This window comes from Ralstonia sp. 1B3, assembly GCF_036631435.1.
Window position 1 is genome coordinate 1 of sequence record NZ_JAPNUG010000003.1, and the last position, 18559, is coordinate 18559.

Here is an 18559-nt window from a genome sequence, read left to right on the forward strand (position 1 = left end):
TTGAAGGTCACCGCGCCGCGCAGCGGATAGTTGACCGATGCTGCCAGCGTGGCAGCAGCAGTAGCCTCGCTTGCGCTGTTCTCGAAGCGGATACCGTGCTCGCCCAGGATGTCTTGCGCATCGGCCAACACGTCCATCAGGTGCGAGATCGGCGCGCCCTGATAGCCGGCCACATAGGCAACGCCAGTTCGAGCAGGGCTTTCGTAACTGCCAGAATCCCTTCACCGCTGAAAACCTCGCCCGCGCCCAGGCGCAGCTTCTTCACTTCTTCCACAAACGACCGCTCGGCCATGGTGCTCCTCTTCTCGGTTCATCCGGCATGTGTGCCCGTGGCTTTCACTCGTTGCGCAGTGAGGGAAGGTCAATACATGAATAATCATGTAATTTCACTTTAAGCAGAGCGCGGATAGCGGTCGCAAAAGGGGATAAGAAGCGAGCCGGAGGACGGGGTTTTCCTGAGGTGGCGCAAACCGGATGCGCGAGTACGATTGCGGTACTCCTTGCTTCATCACAGAAATTTCTACGCGTGGATGCCGTTCTAGGAGAGTGAACAGGCCGCGGATGCTGCGGTGCACATTGCGGCCTGGGTACTGAGCATACCATGACGATGGAGACAGGGCGTAGATGCATGAAAAATCATGCAAGTTGGTATGGGTCTTGCACGTGGTGTTCACTTTCCGTGAGTGGGCACGAAGTGATCGAGGCTATACCCGCTCCGCCCAAAATAGAGGCAAAAAGCCATGTTGACTTCCGCGCCCCCACTGGCCCAAGCGCCGCGTCAAGCTGCACTGTCGGCCACTTTTGACCCGTTTCCGTACACGCCGGAACGGCTGCTCTTTGCCTCGACCGATATTGACGAAGTTCGATCCATGGTCGGGCGAGTTATGAAGCCCCACCGCCTGGTGTTGACCGGCGCGGGGGATCGCCTGGACGCGCGGATGCACTACACCCCGCTGGGCGACATCTCGCTCAGCCGGCTGCGGTACGGCGGCACCGTCGAGATTGAGCCGGGCCCGCTGAAAGCTTCTTTTTGGTGCAGATGCCCCTTATAGGGAACGCCATCGTTGACAGCGGCGGGCAGCATGTCGACTCCGGCCCCGAGATCGCCTCCGTGCTCAGCCCGGACGACGAGACAAAAATGCGATGGCTCGCCGGCAACGAACAACTGATGTTGCGTCTGTCACGCTCCCTGGTGGAGCGCACATTGGTCGGCCACTTCGGCCATCCGCTTGAACAGCCGCTCCAGTTCGAGCTCGGCTTCCGCTGGCGCGAATGCGCGCAATGGCGTTGTCTGCTGAGCTACTTGATCGATTGTTCGACACAGGGCCTCGACCTTGCGCAGCACAAGCTGGTGCTTGCGCAGATCGAGCAACTGGCAGCGTCTGTCCTGCTGGTTTCCCATAGGCACAACCATAGCGAGGCTGCACCCGCACGCCGCGGCACCATTCTTCCGCGCCACGTCCGGCGTGCGCAGGATTACCTGGAAGCGCATGCCCATGAGCCGGTGTGTGCAGACAAGCTGGCGCAAGTGGTCGGCGTGAGCGTGAGAAGTCTCTACACCGGCTTCAAGGACTTCCTCGGCGTCAGCCCGATGCACTATCTGCGAGATCTGCGCATGGAGCGCGCGCGCACCGAACTCATGAGCGGTGAAGCGAGCAATGTGGCAGGCGTGGCGTTGCGCTGGGGTTCGCGCACATGGGCCGATTCAGCAACGACTACAAGCAGCGTTACGGAGAGAGCCCCAGCCAGACGTTGCGGCGCCGATAAGGCTCTCTGCCTGCCACGGCAAGCGCTTGACGGTATGCATCAGCAAGGCGGCATCTTCGGATGCCGCCTTTTGCTATCAGAACGGAATGGACGCCTTGATATAGAACTGGCTGCCCGACGGGCGATTCCGCACTTCGAATTCCTTCTGCCATTTGACCGTCAGCAGCCAGCCGCGCTCGTTGGCGTAGCGGATAGACGGCCCTACGGCGAGCGCCCGTGCCTTCCTTGTGCGGCAGCGGGACCCTGGTCATTCGTGGTCTGCTGATAGACATAGCCCCCACTCCGAAGACCCAGCCGTTGCCGATGCCCCATCCGGCGCTGTAGTCGGCATGGATTGCTTGGCCCGATCGGGTATCCGTCGCGTTGTTGCGGAAATTGAAGTCGTACATCACCTTCAGATCACCGTTGAAGCCGGTGGGTTGCATGTAGGTGATGGCCGCAACCGGCTGTGCAGTCCAATAGTTCTTGCCCAGGCTGGAGGGGTCGGTCGGATCGTAACGGCCGGTGGGCGCATACATGTCGAGGCCAAGCACGTAATGCAGTGCCGGAGACACGTGATAGCCCAGCGCCGGGCCGAACGTGATGTCGCCGAGTCCCGAACTTGAAGCGCGCACCGTTGGCGCGAAAGTCGACATCCAGCAGCGGTGCGATGGCATGGAATGCCAGTTGCCCGCCAAACAACTGCGCCGGTGTCACCCAGATCAGGCGCGGCGCCAGCACGTTGACGTCCACCTTGAAGTCTTGCAGAAGAGACTGCCCGTTGTTGCCACGCAGCGTGTCATAGCGCGCTGCGCCGGCGTACACCAGCGCATGGACGCCCGGCGGTGGCAGCGCACCCACCAGATAGTTTTCGAGGCCATCCGGATAGATGGAGAGGCCGCCGCCTTCGGTGGCGTGCGCCGCGTTGATGCTGGCGGCACATGCCAGCACACCTGGCAGGAGTTTCTTGACTGCAGACTTGCGCATGGCGTTTTCCTTGACCATGGTTGAGAAAACGTGGGACGACACCGTCCGCGCCCTGCGTGGTTGGCAGGGTGGGTCGATGCAGTGGATTGGGGTGCGGGGTGCTAGCGCGGACTGAGGTGCTGGGCCACCATGAACCCGGAACCCGCGCCCAGACCCGGCCCGGGGTGCGTGCTGGCGCCGATGTGGAACACGTTGGCCAGTGGTGTGCGATGCGCACGCGCACCGTGGCCGCCCGCGAAGGGGCGCAGCCAGAAGAACTGGTCAGGTGAACACACGCCGGAGTACGGATCACCACCGACCAGGTTGCAGTTCAACGCCTCCAGGTCCGCCGGCGAGTAGGCGCGTCGGCCGACGATGCGCTGCGCGAGTCCGGGCATGACCTGCTCCAGTCGCGCCTGCACGCGGTCTGCAAAGGCTTCGCGCACGGCTTCGGTCCAGCGACCGTCGGCGGGCACGGCAATCTCGTCCGCCGCGTCGCCCTTAAGCCGTGTCGGCAGTTCCTGCATCTGAATCCACAGGATCCAGCCGCCACCAGGTGCACGCGATGGATCCGCCACGGTCGGTTGCCCAATGCCCAACGTAGGACGGCGCGGCAGCAGACCATTGTTGGCTTCCGTGACGGAGGTGCAGACCTGCTCCATGCTCTCGGTCAGATGGACGAGCGGGACCTTGGCGAGCTCAGGGTCGCGCCAGGCGGGTGGTGCGTTGAGCGCGAAGTGGATCTGCATGTCGCCGCGACCGTACCGATAGCCTTCGGCGCGTTCGCGTACCGGTTGCGGCATGTCGGTCAGCAGACGCCCGTACAACTGCTGGGGCGTAACGTTGCACACGACAGCCTCCTGGGCATGCAGCGTCTGTCCGTCTGCTGTCTTCACGCCGATGGCGCGACGGTGGCGACCATGACCGTCGGTCAAGACAGACTCGACCGATGCACCCGTTACCAAGCGGCCGCCGTGTTGCTCGATGACCTGCGCGAGCGCTTCTACAAGACGGCTACCGCCACCCTTGACCACGGGCATGCCGCCACTGACCACCGAGGCAAAGGTCAGCTTGCCGATCAACGCAGAGCCGGCATCATCGGGGCCAAGCCCCGAGTGCAGCACCCACGGTGCGATCAGCGCTCGGGTGAGGTCCAGCTGAGCGTGCGCTCCGACCAGCGCCGGAACGTTTCCAGCGAGTCGGCCGCGAAGGCTGCGAGGCCGTCGGTTCCACGCTTGCGCCATTGGTTGAAGAGCAGTTTGAGCATCGCCCAGCCATAGGGGTTCTGGCTGAGCAGGCCGAACGTCAGTTCCGCATCTTGGCCGAACAAGCGGGCAGCCATGGCGCCCAGGGCCGTGCCGTCTCCGGGGGCAAAGGCATCAAGGCGCCGTACCGCATCGGCCAGATCCTGCTTGAGCGCCAGGCCGCTGCCGTCGGGCCGAACCAAGCCTGTGGTGTATTCCGGGGACAGGAACGTCAGCCCGGCCTTTTCCAGCGCGGGCTTGAGTTCCGCGTAGCCCGGACTGCCGACGAAGAGCGGATACCACGACGACATCACCTCATGGTGGTAGCCGGGAAAGAGCTCCTCGGTGCGGATGCAGCCACCCAGCCTGTCGTTACGCTCCAGCACCAGCACACGCTTGCCGCGTGTGGCTAGCAATGCTGCGCTGACCAGCGAATTGATGCCGCTGCCGACGAAGATGACTTGCGGATTCGACGATGCGGCCATGGCTTACTCCACCAGCGCCAGCACGCGCAGCGGGCTGCCCGAGCCGCCTTCGATCTTGAGCGGCGCCGACACGATCACCGCACCCTGCGGCGGTAGTTGATCGAGGTTCTTCAGGCACTGCAGGCCGTAACGGTTTGCGCCGTGCATCAGCGTGTGGCACGGATAGGCCACCGGCCATGCGTAGGACTGTCCCGCGTCGGTGTTGATCGTTTCCACGCCGAAGCCGTGGACGTTCCGTTCGTGGATCAGCCACTCGACCGCTTCCTGGGTCGGACCCGGCGTGTGGGCGCCGTCTTCGCGCAAGTTCAGGAACGCGGCAGCGTCGTTCACGCGGAGCGACCAGTCCGTGCGGAACAGAACCCATGCACCTTCAGGGATGCGCCCATGACGCTGTTCCCAGGCCTGCAGGAATTCCACCGTCAGCAACCAGTCTTCGTTCTCGCGGACTTGCGCGCTGGCATCCACCACCACGGCTGGCGCCACGAAATTTTCCGGGGCGATGGTATCCACGCTGTTGCCCGGGTAGTCGCGCCCCGTGATCCAGTGCACCGGCGCATCGAAGTGGGTGCCGGTGTGCTCGCCACACGAGAAGTTGTTCCAGTACCAGGCAGGGCCGGCCTCGTCATAGTGCGAGATACGCTCGACCTTGAACGCCTGGACTTGCCCGAACTGCGGCGGCAATTGCAGCGCAGGAAACGAAGGCGAGAGCGTCTGCGTGAGATCGACGACGCGGACGTTGCCGCGCGCCAGGCCTTCGGTCAATGCGGACAGGGTCGTGGATGGGGTGGACGTCATGGTTCTCTCCAGCGGTACGAGATAACGGCGCGTTACGAAACCGCGTGCAGCGATGTAACCTGCCCGCGTGGAAGACCAGCGGCGTGCCCGGCTGGTTGGCAGTGCGCACCACCCGGCCGATCAGCAGCAGGTGGTCTCCAACGTGCCGGCAGTCGTCATGTGCGCACACGAGCGTGGTGACCGCACCGTCGATCGCCGGGATGCCTTCCGGTGTTTCCTGTACCGCTACGCCATCGAACTTGTCGGGCACGGCGGCAGTGGCAAAGCGTTTGGCCAGGTCTTCGTGACCGTTCGCCAGGATGTTGATCGCAAAGTGCGTGCACTCCCGGAACGCGGCCAGATTGGGCGAGCGGTCAACCAGGCTCCACAGAACGAGCGGCGGGTCCAGCGAAAGCGTGGCGAAGGAGTTGATGGTCAGGCCTATCGAACGCCCGTCAGGCGTGCGCGTGGTGACAATAGCAACGCCGGTTGGGTAGCTGCCGAACAGGTTGCGCAGCGCCTTGGGTTCGAGGTCGACGTTGCCCCAGGTGTTGTGGTGGTTGGCGCGCATGGCGGCGGGCTCGGGGGCGAGGCATGACAACATGGCGTTCTCCTCAGGCCGTGGCCGGGATGGCTTGGTGTTCAGCGATGAATTGCTCGCAGGCTTGCGCATCGGCCCACCACGGGAAGTAGCTCGGCGGATGGTTGAAGCCGTTCGCAATCGTCTTGGCAAGCGCTGGCGATTGCTGTGCGGCGCCCAGCAAGCCGAGGATGCGGCGGCGGCGGGGTCAGCAGCGAGTTCGTCCACTGCACGACCCATTGGGCGTAGTCCCAGAACTGCTCGAATGTCGCCTCCATCCACTCGCGGGTGTAGGGCTGGTCGGCGCGCGCCAGGATGGCGTCGAGGTACACCTTGCCAGCCTTGGTGGCGTTGTTCGAACCCTGCCCGGTGATCGGGTCGTTGGTGGCCACGGCATCGCCCAGGCCGAACACCAGTCGGCCGGACGGCAGTGTCATGACCGGCTTGCGCACGGTCGGTGCGAATGCGCCTGCCAGAATGCCCTTGTCGTCGGTCAGTTGCACGTTGCGCGCGCGGTCGGCTTCCCACGGCAGGTAGGTTTGCAGAAAGCGCAGGCTGGTGGCGAGGTGGTCTTGCGGCGTGCGGACGTCACGCCAGCAATCCAGCGGGCCGCCCGGCACGCCCTCGAACACCATGATGTCGCACGGGCCGCTGAGCGTGAGGGCAGGGAAGACGAAGTACTCGCCGACACCCGGAATCAGGTTGAACGACACGCGGGAATAGTCTTGCGTCGGCTTCAGACCGTGCACGTAGGTCAACGCCAGCGCACGCTGCGGCTTGTCGAAAGGGGAGCGCGCGGCATCGCGTTCAAGCAGCTTGACCACCTCGCCCTTGCCACCGGCGAGGATGACGAGGTCATGGCTTTCTGCCAGTGCTTCGAGCTCGGCGATGCCTGCATCCTGGATCACCAGCCGGCCGCCACGCGATTCGAGTTGTTCGAGCCATGACGCCATCTTCACGCGCTGGTCCACAGACTGCGCGGGGCGATCCAACTGCGCGCTCCACTCAATGACTTTTGCGCCGGGCTGCTCCGGGTGCGGCACGGCAAAGCCGATGCCTTCAACGGGCGGGCAGGCTTGCTCCCAATCGTTGATGCCGAGGTCACGTTCAATCTGCAACGCCGGGTCGAACATGCATTGGCTGGACATGACCTTGCCGTTGCGGATGTCATCCGGCGTGCGGTTGGAAACAACGGTGACTTCGTAGCCCTTGTCCAGCAGCCCGAAAGCCAGCGGCATGCCAGCCTGGCCACCACCCACAATCGCGATTCGACGCATGAGAGTTCTCCTTGATGAAAGTTCGGACGTAGCCGTCTGAAGTTGGGTGATCGGCTGCGTTATTCGGCCAGGCGAGGAATCGCCGGTTTTGCTTGCTCGGGCCCCATGGCCGAATAGCCACCATCGACGGCGTAATCCGCACCGGTGACAAACGAGGCGTTCCCAGAGAGAAGGAAGGCGACCACATCGGCCACCTCCTCGGGGTTGCCCACGCGCCGCAGCAGGTGATAGTCGGCCGCTACGCGATCAGTCTTGGCGCGGTCGCCGTGGGTGATCTCGTCCATCACGCGCGACCACGTCCAGCCGGGGGAGACGGAGTTCACGCGGATACCATCCGCCGCAAAATCCATCGCCATGCTGCGGGTGACCTGCACCAGCGCCGCCTTGGAGACGGGGTAGAGCCAACGGCCCGTTTGCGCGACGCTGGACGAGATGCTGGTGAAGTTGACGATCGCGCCGCCGCCCGCGGCAACCATGTGCGGACGAACGGCGCGCGCGGCCATGACGGCACTCACTACGTTGACATCCAGTGCCTTGAGCCAGTCGGCACGCCCAGATTTCTCACCGTCGTCTAGATACGTCGCTGCCAGGTTCACGAGAAAGTCCACGCGCCCGAACTGGGCAGCTACGTCGGCGACGGCGCGTTCCAGTTGCCGGTCATCTGCGATATCGACTTGCCAGAAGCGGATGCCTTCCGGGTCGGTGGTGGCAACGCGGTCGCCGCCAGCCGCATCGATGTCGAGGAGGGCAACCTTGACGTCATGGCTGCGAAGCGCCTGAACGACTGCGGCTCCGATGATGGTGGCGCCGCCTGTCACGATGGCGACCTTGCCTTTCAGATCTTTCATGGGTGCCTCCTTGTATTTGAGAATCGTTTTGCGCCAGTTGCTGGGAACGCGTTTGATTGCATGATGGACTGTGAGTCCGGTGTGCATATATCCGGTTCGTGCTGCGGCTATCCGTCCGTTGCGGGTATTCGGAGATCGACTGATCTGAGGTAACGGATGTCACGCGCGCAATGCAGCCGCGTCCGCCCCGGAATAGGCTGATGACGTGATAGCGGCTGGGTATGAACCGGGGTGACCGAAGTGGCCAGTAGGGCCGAGCAGTGCGTCAACTGCGCGGAGCAGCATGCGTGACAGTGCGCCACGCCATGCGAGCAGCCTGTCAGCTTGGTCGCTGCGGTGCTCGTTGTTCAGGCACCAGTTGCAGAAGTGCTCGCAATTGTTGGTGAGAATCCGGTACTGGGATTCCCCGACTCGCGAGCGAGCCCTTTGCACCGCGTCCTGGCAGGAAAACTTGTGTTGGCAATCTTGCCTAACCAAGAGTGGGCGGCCGGCGGTAAATCGGTCTACCGTGACCTCTTCCACCGGGCCGCGGTGGAATGTTCGGGACAGGCCGGCGTAGTGCACGACCTTGCCGTCGCCAACGTAGATGCCATGGTGCCAATACCCGAGGCGCGGCGTGATGAGGTGTGCTCCCAGAGCCAGTGCGCCTCCCTCATGGGGGTGCCAGTAGGTGGCGCCGATTACAACCGTGCCGTCGTGCCCCGCGAGTTGTTGGAACGCATAGTCCATGATGCTGGTCCTCGATCCTGGTGGGGGAGTGCCTCCCGCCTCGATTGCAGCTTATGAATGCATGGCAACGGCGTTATCCCGTTCGCGCGCGGGGTATCCGGAAATGGCTGGAGCTTTGCAGATATGGCATGGGCTGCACCTCTGTGGTGACTCAGAGATGCGAGTGCAATCGCCAATGGCAGTGTTGAGAGCTGTCGCGAATCATTCAACTCTGAACCGCACGTCGCGATTTATAGGCCTTTCTGACTGAGTGCCATCGCGTCAAGAAACGCCGGTCGCATGCGGCTGACATCTTGTTGGGGGAGTCTCCGGGAGCGCGCTCGAGACCGAGAATGCGCGGCAGGCCTACCGGGCCGAGCACGATGCGTCGGTTGGACGGGTGAGTTTTGTGGAAGGAGAACTCAAGACCGTGCGCGTGTGGGCGGACGCCTACCGACAGGCCTTTCGCAGTTGCGGCTGAAGGATGCCGGCACCGTTTAACACCCGTTAAGATAGCGATAGGTACATCCTTGCATCGCCAAATGTCGGAGATCCCATCAGATCCCATCCAAGCGCCGTCGCGGAGACACATCGATGGCGCGCCGAAGAAGGCCACTCTCGCCGCCGCCGGCCCGGCCGGCGCTTTGCTCGAGGGGCATGTCGGCGCCCAGTACCTGTTGCCGCTGCTTTCATGCGGCGAGGCACGCGGCCTGCCGGGCGTCGTGGTCACGCGAGTAGCATTCCAGCGTGCGAGTCTAGGCCACCCGATGGACGACGTGATCGTCACCGGCCACGACCGGCGCGGTGAGCCGGCGACGCTGGAAGTGCAGGCCAAACGCACGATCGCCTTCACGGCAAGCGACGCAGTTTTCGCTGATGTCGTTGCAATGGCCTGCCGGGCCATGCGCAAGCCGGAGTTCCAGACGACGCGCTATGAACTGGCCGTGGCGATTGCACGCACATCGACGACCATCGAGCAGCATGTCCAGGAAACGCTGCGTTGGGCCAGGGAGTATCAGGACCCGGTGACCTTCTTTGCTCGGCTGAATCAAGTGGGAGTCGCGCACCAATCGATGCGCGATTTCGTCGCGGCATTGCGTGGCTACATGGCGAAGGCCGGCGCCCCGTACGAGGACGCTGACGTGTGGCTACTCTTGTCTCGATTTCAGGTGCTGGCATTCGACTGCGAACAGCCAGGCTCGGCCTGTGGGCAGCTCGCCCGCGAGCGTTGTGCCATGCTGCTGGCCGCGCAGGAGGCCGGCCGGGCGACAGAGCTATGGGACACGCTGCAACTGATTGCGTTGGAAACGGACGCCAGGGGCGGCGATATGGACCGCGCGACGCTGGTCGATCGCTTGACCAACGAGCGGAACTACCGGTTCGCGGGGGATCGCCGTTTGCACGGCGCGCGCGAGCAGCTTGCCGAAAATGCGCGCAATGCGCTCGCGACGATCGGCACGCGCATAGGCGCGGTGACGATCGACCGCACAGGACATGTGGATGCCGCGCTGTCCGCGCTTGACCATGGGCGCTACCTTATCATCCAAGGCGCGGGCGGGGTTGGCAAGTCCGGTGTACTGATGCAGATGGTCGAGCGTGTCCAAACCGAATCGCGCGTTGTCGTGGTGGCTCCAAATCGAATTCCCGGCGGCGGGTGGGCCGCGTTAAGGGCTCAGCTTGGTTGCGAAGCCAATACTCGGGAACTGCTCACTGACCTCGCCGGCGACGGTGGTGGGACGCTGTTTATCGACGGTCTCGATCGGTTCGACAGGCCTGACGAACAGCAGACCGTCGTGGATCTGATCAGCGCAGCGGCACAGGTTCGCGGATTTCGGGTGGTCGCTACGGCGCGCCCCGACTTTGACGCGGACGCCGCTGCTTGGCTGCCGCCTGCGGCCCTGCAGCAACTAGGTGTGGCTCCGCCTTACCTAATTCCGGAATTGACCGACGCCGAGGTGGCGGACTTGCAGCAGGCGGGGCCAGCTCTTGCTGCTCTGCTGGCACCCGGGCATCCCGCCAAGGCCATCGTCAGGAACTTGTACCGCCTCAACCGTCTCGCGCGCAGCGTGCAAGCTGATGCAGCGGCGCCTTTCAGCGAGGCGCAGATGGCCTGGCAATGGTGGGAGACGGGCGATTCGGCGGGTCGCGGCGCAGAACGCCTCGAACGCCGACGCCTGCTTCGTGCGTTGGCGATCCACTCCATCGCTTCGTCCGACCCGATGGACGCCAGCGGGGCACCGGCCCAAGCTGTGACGGAATTGATCGAAACCGATTCCCTCCGGGCGGTCAACACAGTCCTCATCGAACCTGCACACGACGTCTTGCGCGACTGGGCGATCGGTTGCCTGCTGTTCGAGGAGCCGGAGCATGTCAATGCGCTCGATATTGCGAGGGCGGCGCCGATGCGGCTGGTGCGCGGCGTAGAACTTGCGGCACGGCTGCACGCGGAAGGCGCGAACGGCATGGGAGGGTGGAAAACCCTGCTTGATCGGGTTAGCGGACCTCAAGCCCACGGCTCGTGGAAGCGAGCTGTCCTGCTGGCACTTGCGCGCTCGGAGCGCGCATACGACGCGCTGCAGGTTTGTCTACCAGCGCTTTCAGCCGACAACGCGGGATTGTTCGGGGATCTAGTTCGTGCGGTGATCACGGAGGACTCGCGGCCGGCCGCGCCATTGTGGGCCGCAACGGGCGTGGACGTGACCAAGCTGCCGGCCGATCTCGTCTTGCCACGCGGAGCGTCCTGGCTCAATTTGCTGCTGTGGTCGCTCAAGCTTGGAGAAGGCATTCCGCATGGCGCAGTGTCACCGTTGGTCGATCTTTACAATCGCTGGTGTAGTGCGACCCTGGGCCAGGACTCGCTATCGCCGCACTTGATTGGGCGACTGTATGCGTGGCTCACCGACGTCGAGGCGAGGAATCATCCGGCCGTAACGAATTTCAGGGCGAGCATGGCCACGATGGATGTGCCCCGCCTGTCCATGACCGCCGCGCAGGAGGATGACCTGCGGATGGCGTTTCTGCTGTGGTGCAAGCTGTGCCCGGACGACGTGGCGGCCTACCTGCGGGGATGGCAGGCGCACCCCCATCGCCACGTCATGTTCCGTCAACTGCTTTCGTTCCTGGGCAGTGCGCCCATGGCAGCGCCGCGTGCCGTTGCAGACCTGTTTATGGCAGCGTTGCCCGAAGGGGACGACGATTGCGACCGCGGGCTTTGCGACGAACCGTTTTCTCGCTGGAGCATGGACTATTTCCCCGCCTCGCCGGCGCGGGCGCCGTTTTTTGCTCTGCTGGAGGCTAACCCGGAGGAAGGACTCCGTCTAATCCGTGCCGTCGTCGCGCACGCCATTCAGCACCGGAGTCGCGGCCGTCCGCCCGCCGACGATCGCATTGACGTTATGCTGGCCACCGGCCCACGTTCGTTCCCATGGCGACTATCCTACGCGTGGTCTCGCGCGCACGACAGTCAGGTTGTGGCGTCGGCTTTGATGGCGCTGGAGGCTTGGGCGCATCGGCGCATCGATGCCGGAGACGATCCACAAGCTGTTCTGGTGGACGTACTCGGACCGGAGGGCTCGTCGGCAGCGTATCTGCTCGTCGCGGTCGATGTGATGTTGTCGCACTGGCCCAAGACGCGTGACTGCCTGGCGCTGTTCGCCTCATCAGCCGAGTTGCTGGCGCTTGACCGGGACCGGTACGCTCACGATCTGATGGGCGATCTGGAGCTTAACACCTGGGTGAGGCCGGAACCGGCTGGCCCGGTGAAATTGCGGGATCTGCGCGCCCGCCGCTCGCGCCAAATGGCGCTCGACGACGTGCTGTCGCATTTTGGCTTCTACGGCCCTGAAGAGACACGAGAAAGTATGCGCCGGCTCCTTCGTGAGGAAGCGGAACGGCTTGGTCCGCCGGAGAGTGGGAGCGGCCCGACAGATCCTGCATTTGCTGCCATGAGCGCATCGAATCGCCTGGACCCCGCCAACTATTCCCAAGACGAGGATAAAAACGGTACGACAATCGTCTATCACCCCCGCACAGGAAGCACTGATACGTGCCGATTTGCAGGAGAAGGCCGACCGTGGAAGCGCCGACTTGGTGATCCGAGGAAGAGTGATGCGCGCGCTTACTGAGCCACCCTGTTCCTCTGAGCTCCTCGAACAGGGCGTAGCCTGGGCCATGCGCCAAGAAGTTGATACGGTCGTTGCGGACAACGACGACCAGAAATGGATCGGCCAGACGCGCCTCATCGTCGCCACCCTGGTGTGCGCGACGGCACGTCGGCATTGAGAACCCAGTACGGCGAGTGGGCACAAGCGTTGCTGGCGGAGGTGGCGCAAGCAAAGGCGGATGTGCGGGGCATGATCCCGCAGCTGCAGTACAACCCGCGAGCGATAGCGGCTGTCGGGCTGTTGGCGGCCTACCGTGCCGATCCTCAGCCGGCAACACTGGAACACCTGCTGCACATGGCGGTCCAGCACGATACGGGCATGGCCGCAGTGCTACGGATCGAGGCGGCTGCGCAGCGATCCATGCAACCGGCATTGCTCCGGGCGCTGATGCGCCTGGGCCTGATCTCGACCATCTACGCCTTGCCAAACCATAACGCCGTGGATTGGGAAAGCGTCGAGGACTATCGCGCCTGTCTTGAGGCGGAGGAAACTGTCCGACGGGACGCAGAACGTGACACGCTGCAGGCTGCGGTCGCGGTGGAATTGCGATGGCTGTCGGGCGAGGGGGACGAGCCTGGCTGGCCGGATTTCGGGCCCGAGATCCCCGACTGCGCGTGCCGGAATCTCGTTGGGCGTACCGCGGCGAGCGCGAGCGAAGCCATCCGCACGACGTGAGTACGCGCTGGAGTCGAGCGCGGCGGCGCATTGGGTGTCGCTCGCGAAAGACCTTTGGTATCGGGACGCGCCCGAGCGGTTGCGCGGCCTAGTGCGTCACTGCTGGGAATGGACAGCAAGCGCGAACGGCGTTGAATGCGAAAAGGAGGAGGAGCCTGGCGAACGCGCTCATGAATGGAACGATGCGTACTTCTCCGCAGCGACCGCCGCAGCCGCCACGCTTGATGATGCAGGCATGAGCGAGCTGGTCCTCCAGCGCGTCGCTCGGTTGCCGGAGGATCGCTTCCTTGACGCCACGACTGCGGTGCTGCATGAGTTGGACAGACTCTGGCTGAATGACGAGCTCGTGTCGAGTCCCTTAGTGTTATTGGTACGGCAGACCCTGGCGTCCCGCATCAGGGAATTCTGGGTATGGAAGCGACTCACATCTGAGTGCTCGACCGGCGCGGAAATCCATCTCACGGGCGCACTCGCTGCGCTGTTCATGGGCGAGTACGAGATCGGGAAGGGGCCTCGCTGCTATCTTCAGCCGCTTGGCGCCGCACGCGCCGACGCACTGTTACCTATGCTTACGCGACTGGCGGTGGAGGCCGCGCCGTCCACCTTCGTGGCCCTCGCGATACTTGGCCTCCTCGAGGTCCAGCCGCAAGCGCACCGACTGACGTTCCTTGCCGAAGTGGTCAGCGCCTGGTGGCGGGCACAGGGTGCAAACACTGCGTTCTGGAACGACTACGGTATTGGACGCCGGGTATGCGCATGGGTTGAGGTGGCCATCTTAAGCGATCCGGTGCCCCAGGAAATTCTGGATGGTGCTGAACTGACGACCATCGTAGATACGTTGGTTCAAAGCGGCACGCCGCTGGCGCGGATCTTGGATGAGAAAATTTCGGCGCGCCGGAATGCTGGCGGCAGCTAGAAGCGGCGGACTATTCAGGAACATGATGATTTGGCGGAACAGAAGGGAGCGAAAACCGGTAACCGTGGAGACGAAGGATCCATGGGGCTTTGAGTTCTATGAGGCCATGTATAAGGCGGAATCCGATCTGCGCGAGAAAATGCTCGGGAGGCTAGCGACGCCGACCGCCCTTACGGTCGCGATCTTCGGTGCCCTGGGTCTCATGCTGAGGGAATATGCGAGGGTCGCCAATGCGCTACCTAACGGCCCCTACTGGAATTACTACGGGCATGCCTTCTGGGTATTGTTTTGTTTGACCTGCATTTCGCTTATCGCAAGTTTGTACTACCTGGGCCGGTTCTGGTACGGCAACGAATACAAACTAATGCCTACCGCCGCCCAACTCCGTGCGTACCACGAACAACTCAAGACCCATTACGCGCCGTACGAGAACCCGGATAAGAACGTTGCCGATGCCTTTCGAGCTTACCTGTTGGAAAGATACGTTGACTGCGGGACCTGTGCTGCTGACGTCAACCATTTACGTACGGCCCGCCTTTTCAGGGCAAACGGCGCGCTGATCGTATCCGCCCTATTGGCGCTCATTACCTATGGCATATTTACGATACCCTCACTGATGTATCCAAACGGAAGCGGTCCGGCGGTTGCTGCATCGTCATGTGGGGAACATTGCTGCAGGCCAGAGCACGTGAGCCAGCCGTTAGCGACCAAGGAGTGAAAGCATGAGTTCATCAGGATCGAAGCAGCAGAAGTCACCCCCTCCCGCCCCCCGCCGGGACCGCCGGTGCGCTTTGCCTACGACCATAGTGAGAAGATTCGTCAACAGCCGCCTGCGAAGCCCGGCAAACCGAAGTAAGTAGCTGACGGGAGGACCAACATGGACGCACACGCTCAACAACCCGATGCACCGCCGCCACCGCCGCCAGGCCCGCCCGTCCGCTATGAAAAGAGAGACTCTGGCCCATCGGAGAAGCGGTAGCCTCAACGTATCCCCGAAGCGGGAGCGTTAATTCTTCGGCTTTGCCGCCGGTGGCATGACGGCAGAGGTTGATCTGGTGGCGGCCGGCCATCCTGATCGATGGCACCGTGCAGGCCACGCTGGACGTGGTCGCCAATTCCGTCAGCCTGGTGAGCCACCCGCACTGCGATAGTGTCGGTGGCACCATAAGCAAGCTGCTCGCGCAATAACGGCGGGGCATAATGCTTCCCTCAACAACAGAAAAAAGGGGTAGTATGGCTCTGGAACCTGAGGTCGAGTCCCAGCTCGATGGGAAGATCGATGGCACGCGCAAGATGGCGCTGGTGATCAAGATTCTGCGGCACGTAGCCGAGAATTCGTACACCCATCAGCACGTCGAATCATCGCGTGATGTGACCATGTTCGATGGCTTTGACGCTGGCTCGGTATTCCTGCACTACCAGTACCTGATCGGCGCGAAATTCATCAATGGACATGTGAGTGTTCAAACGAACTCGGTGTTTGCCTACCACCTGACGTGGGAAGGGCACGATTTGCTCGATACCCTGGCAAAGCCTTTGTCGCGAGCTTTCTGAATACAGGCGTCTCTGCTGACGCCTTTCCACACTTCCCGTACCCATCCATGCCTCGAGACTCGGTGGCATGGCATCGGCTCTCGATCCCGCTACACGTCAGTCACACGAACGGTTTCACCAAGAACCCTTATGGTAACTATCGCGAAGTGCGACGGTGCATGGCTGTGTTAGGTACGCAGGAACGGCTTCCCACTTTGAGCGAACGCGTTCAGCTCGCGCACAGATGAGTGGCGTGGGGGCGGTCGGTTGATGCCGAGATGGACCGTGAGCAAAGCCCAATCAGCGAGCAATTCGATGGGCGGTGGCCTCCCTGTCGGCTGGGAAGCCTGCGATCAGTGCGTTCGCGTTGAAGAGTTCGTCCACCGCAAGCAGAGTGCTTCGGGGCTCCCGGCCATGCCAGCTTCTAGGCTTCGGGAAGGCTGGAGGGGCGCCTGAGTTGTCCCTGTGCTGCTTGGACTAGATGGTTGATCCAGCGTGAGAAGAATGCTTCCCCGCCACCTTCTTCGATGGCGTACGGAGGGTGAGCGAAGCTCCATGAACTCATTGTGCTCGATGCCGCCAGGTCGGCATCTCGGCCAGGTGGGAGGCTGCAAGGTTCATGCATTCCGGTGGCTCGTGCCCAGCAGTAATATGCCGCTTCTAGCCATCGCCAGCGTCCCGAGCCATCGTCAACGTACCAGAGTGAAGCGCTACGCTGATAGCCGGGATTGCTGCATTGGATGTGATCCCAGCAGATCACGTTCCATTTACTTCCCGAAAAGACCTCCCGAGGCACATCACGCTTGTGGCCGGTCGACATAGTGAGCGTTCCGTGGCCCAGCGTGACTTCCATTACGGGGGCGCTGACGTGACCGGTGTTGCGTATCGCTGCTGCAGGCGCCTCGTCACGGATACGCTCAAACAATTCCTTCTGGAGGTCCTTGAGCACCGCCAACCCGTGGTCCCGCAATTGGAGCCGCGTATGCTGGTCGGCGCGCATCTTGGCGGCGGCTACTTCCCGCTCGGCTTGCTCGGCGGAGACTACCGCGGAAACTGCTGAAAGGCCGGACTTCGGACGTTGAGTGGGCCCTTCAATTTCAGCGAACGCATGCAGTCGCCGGCGCAGTTCCTCGAGCGTAGGCCTAGTAACTTGCGGCTTGGCGAGCATGCCGAACAGCAGGGATTGAAGTGCTGGTGACACTGCCGAAATGCGCGGCGTCTCCATGCGATGTTGGCGCGCAAGATCCGTTGTCGAGGTGCCGTTGAATAACGGCTTACCGGTTAGGAGTTCGTGGATAATGCAACCCAAGGCGATACGTCGGTCGCGTGCGTCGCACGCTCGTTGTTCCACTGTTCCGGAGCGGCGTACTGGGCGCTGAGATACCCCTTCATGGTGCCAACCGCAGTGGCGGCATCGGCGATGCGCGCGATGCCAAAGTCAACCAGTTGCCAGCGGCCAGCGCACCAAATCACGTTGGCAGGTTTGAGATCCCGGTGTACCCATGCTGAAACCTCAAGCAATCCATCCACGATATCGCGGCCGATGGCGCAAGCCTTTGCTTCGCTGATCGGTCCTTGTTTCTTGCTGTAGTGCGATAGGCTGTACTCGCCCTTGGCCATAACGATCGCTGGTTTGCCTGCGGTCGCGTCGACGCCGCCATCGTGGATGGTGACGATGTGCGATGCTGCTTTGCCACGACGAGATAGCGCGAATTCCAGTTCGCGGCTTGCATTCTGGTTCATGCCGCGGTGGAAAATCTTGATGGCGACAGGGGTGTCATCAGCCGACAAGCCGGCATAGACCGCAGCAAACCCACCGGGGTCGCCGAGGGGTTTGGTTTCGTCGTAGCGCCACTCACCGCTGGCAAGCTTCAAGACCTTCATGGTCGACTGTGGGCTCATCTTCGATAGGTTGCAGTGAAATGAAAGCCAATTGGAGTTGCGCAGTACCAGCGTTGGAGTGCCGAGCAAGTTCGGAATCCACCATGAGTTGTTTCAAATCTATGGATGGGATGTCGAAGATTTTACGAGGGCTGCGAGCACTCCGTACCAGTACGCGCGGTTCTTCTGTCGGAAGGGCATGGTGCCTGCAACTCTCGGTCGCGTCGAATCTTGGTGCGACTGGGGCAGTAGGTAAGGCAGTTGAACGAGGGGGAGGGGGCAGCTTGTGCGTACCGATCTCAAGGCGCCTTGTTGCGGCAACATCCGTGGCTTGCGCAGGGCGGCGGCCTTTTTATTGTCTCTGGCAAGCTTATTTCTCTCGGTCGGCCGTGTCGGGGCTGCAGTTGCCTCGAGTGTGATGGGCGGGCGCCTTCTTCGTGCTCTTTGGATGCGTTGTTCAATGTGACAACGCGGAGGGGAAACGAGGTTTGGCGTGTCCGCGATCAGATGGATCGACATGGATCCATATCCGCTCAAAATGCCTACATGATGCCTACACGGTGAGCTGATAGAAAAAGGCATGCAGCCAAAAAAGCCGCAACCCTTTGTTTTAATTGGCCTGCCCAGAGGGATTCGAACCCCCGACCGTCGGCTTAGAAGGCCGATGCTCTATCCAACTGAGCTATGGGCAGATATGCAGATGTGCAGGGCCGCCCAGGCATACCAAAAACGTGCGGCCTCCGGTGCCTGGGAGGCCGCGATT

12 protein-coding genes, 1 tRNA gene and 5 pseudogenes are annotated in these 18559 nt (G+C 62.4%); 7 read left to right on the top strand and 11 right to left on the bottom strand.

The window, feature by feature from the left end; genetic code table 11:
- A pseudogene (locus OWR21_RS00615) lies at positions 1 to 292 on the bottom strand (indolepyruvate ferredoxin oxidoreductase); the annotation flags it as partial.
- A gap of 448 nt (positions 293 to 740) precedes the next feature.
- On the opposite strand from OWR21_RS00615, the pseudogene OWR21_RS00620 reads away from it, so the two are divergent.
- Positions 741 to 1767: pseudogene (locus OWR21_RS00620) on the top strand (AraC family transcriptional regulator).
- A 76-nt stretch (positions 1768 to 1843) separates the two neighbouring features.
- On the opposite strand, the pseudogene OWR21_RS00625 reads toward OWR21_RS00620, so the two are convergent.
- The 7 genes and pseudogenes from OWR21_RS00625 to OWR21_RS00655 form a co-directional block, all read right to left on the bottom strand.
- Positions 1844 to 2733 (bottom strand): annotated as a pseudogene (locus OWR21_RS00625) (SphA family protein).
- Between the two features lie 101 nt (positions 2734 to 2834).
- Positions 2835 to 4441 (bottom strand): annotated as a pseudogene (locus tag OWR21_RS00630) (phytoene desaturase family protein).
- 3 nt (positions 4442 to 4444) lie between these two features.
- Positions 4445 to 5122 (bottom strand): cyclase family protein, encoded by a 678-nt coding sequence (locus tag OWR21_RS00635; RefSeq protein WP_442968585.1) that lies wholly within the window; start codon positions 5120 to 5122, stop codon positions 4445 to 4447.
- Positions 5064 to 5819 carry a flavin reductase family protein gene (locus OWR21_RS00640; RefSeq protein ID WP_442968586.1) on the bottom strand — a complete coding sequence of 252 codons (756 nt, stop codon included), beginning with the start codon at positions 5817 to 5819 and terminating at the stop codon, positions 5064 to 5066. The genes OWR21_RS00635 and OWR21_RS00640 overlap by 59 nt, the downstream gene beginning before the upstream one ends.
- Positions 5820 to 5829: 10 nt before the next feature.
- Positions 5830 to 7072: pseudogene (locus tag OWR21_RS00645) on the bottom strand (styrene monooxygenase/indole monooxygenase family protein).
- A 59-nt stretch (positions 7073 to 7131) separates the two neighbouring features.
- Complete coding sequence (locus OWR21_RS00650) at positions 7132 to 7920, bottom strand: SDR family oxidoreductase (protein WP_332394355.1); 789 nt, start codon at positions 7918 to 7920, stop codon at positions 7132 to 7134.
- A 159-nt stretch (positions 7921 to 8079) separates the two neighbouring features.
- Positions 8080 to 8649 (bottom strand): lecithin retinol acyltransferase family protein, encoded by a 570-nt coding sequence (locus tag OWR21_RS00655; RefSeq protein ID WP_332394356.1) that lies wholly within the window; start codon positions 8647 to 8649, stop codon positions 8080 to 8082.
- 509 nt (positions 8650 to 9158) lie between these two features.
- On the opposite strand from OWR21_RS00655, the gene OWR21_RS00660 reads away from it, so the two are divergent.
- The 6 genes from OWR21_RS00660 to OWR21_RS00685 all read left to right on the top strand — a co-directional run bounded on the left by OWR21_RS00660 (position 9159) and on the right by OWR21_RS00685 (position 15936).
- Entirely contained in the window at positions 9159 to 12752 is a 3594-nt protein-coding gene (locus OWR21_RS00660; protein WP_332394357.1) for a hypothetical protein, read from the top strand.
- 132 nt (positions 12753 to 12884) lie between these two features.
- On the top strand, positions 12885 to 13466 hold the full coding sequence (locus OWR21_RS00665) for a hypothetical protein (RefSeq protein ID WP_332394359.1): 582 nt from the start codon (positions 12885 to 12887) through the stop codon (positions 13464 to 13466).
- Positions 13467 to 13500: 34 nt separating this feature from the next.
- Positions 13501 to 14382 (top strand): hypothetical protein, encoded by an 882-nt coding sequence (locus tag OWR21_RS00670; protein ID WP_332394360.1) that lies wholly within the window; start codon positions 13501 to 13503, stop codon positions 14380 to 14382.
- 64 nt (positions 14383 to 14446) lie between these two features.
- Positions 14447 to 15100, top strand: coding sequence for a hypothetical protein (locus tag OWR21_RS00675; protein ID WP_332394362.1), 654 nt, complete (start codon positions 14447 to 14449; stop codon positions 15098 to 15100).
- 329 nt (positions 15101 to 15429) lie between these two features.
- The gene (locus OWR21_RS00680) at positions 15430 to 15570 is read left to right on the top strand and encodes a hypothetical protein (RefSeq protein WP_332394364.1); all 141 of its coding nucleotides are present in this window, start codon (positions 15430 to 15432) and stop codon (positions 15568 to 15570) included.
- Between the two features lie 45 nt (positions 15571 to 15615).
- Positions 15616 to 15936 (top strand): DUF2513 domain-containing protein, encoded by a 321-nt coding sequence (locus OWR21_RS00685; RefSeq protein WP_332394365.1) that lies wholly within the window; start codon positions 15616 to 15618, stop codon positions 15934 to 15936.
- 403 nt (positions 15937 to 16339) lie between these two features.
- On the opposite strand, the gene OWR21_RS00690 is transcribed toward OWR21_RS00685, so the two are convergent.
- The 3 genes from OWR21_RS00690 to OWR21_RS00700 all read right to left on the bottom strand — a co-directional run bounded on the left by OWR21_RS00690 (position 16340) and on the right by OWR21_RS00700 (position 18488).
- Positions 16340 to 17140: a hypothetical protein gene (locus OWR21_RS00690; protein WP_332394366.1), complete on the bottom strand. Its 801-nt coding sequence runs from the start codon at positions 17138 to 17140 to the stop codon at positions 16340 to 16342.
- 56 nt (positions 17141 to 17196) lie between these two features.
- Entirely contained in the window at positions 17197 to 17799 is a 603-nt protein-coding gene (locus OWR21_RS00695) for a protein kinase domain-containing protein (RefSeq protein WP_332394368.1), read from the bottom strand.
- A 612-nt stretch (positions 17800 to 18411) separates the two neighbouring features.
- Positions 18412 to 18488, bottom strand: a tRNA-Arg gene (locus OWR21_RS00700).
- Positions 18489 to 18559 lie beyond the last annotated feature (71 nt).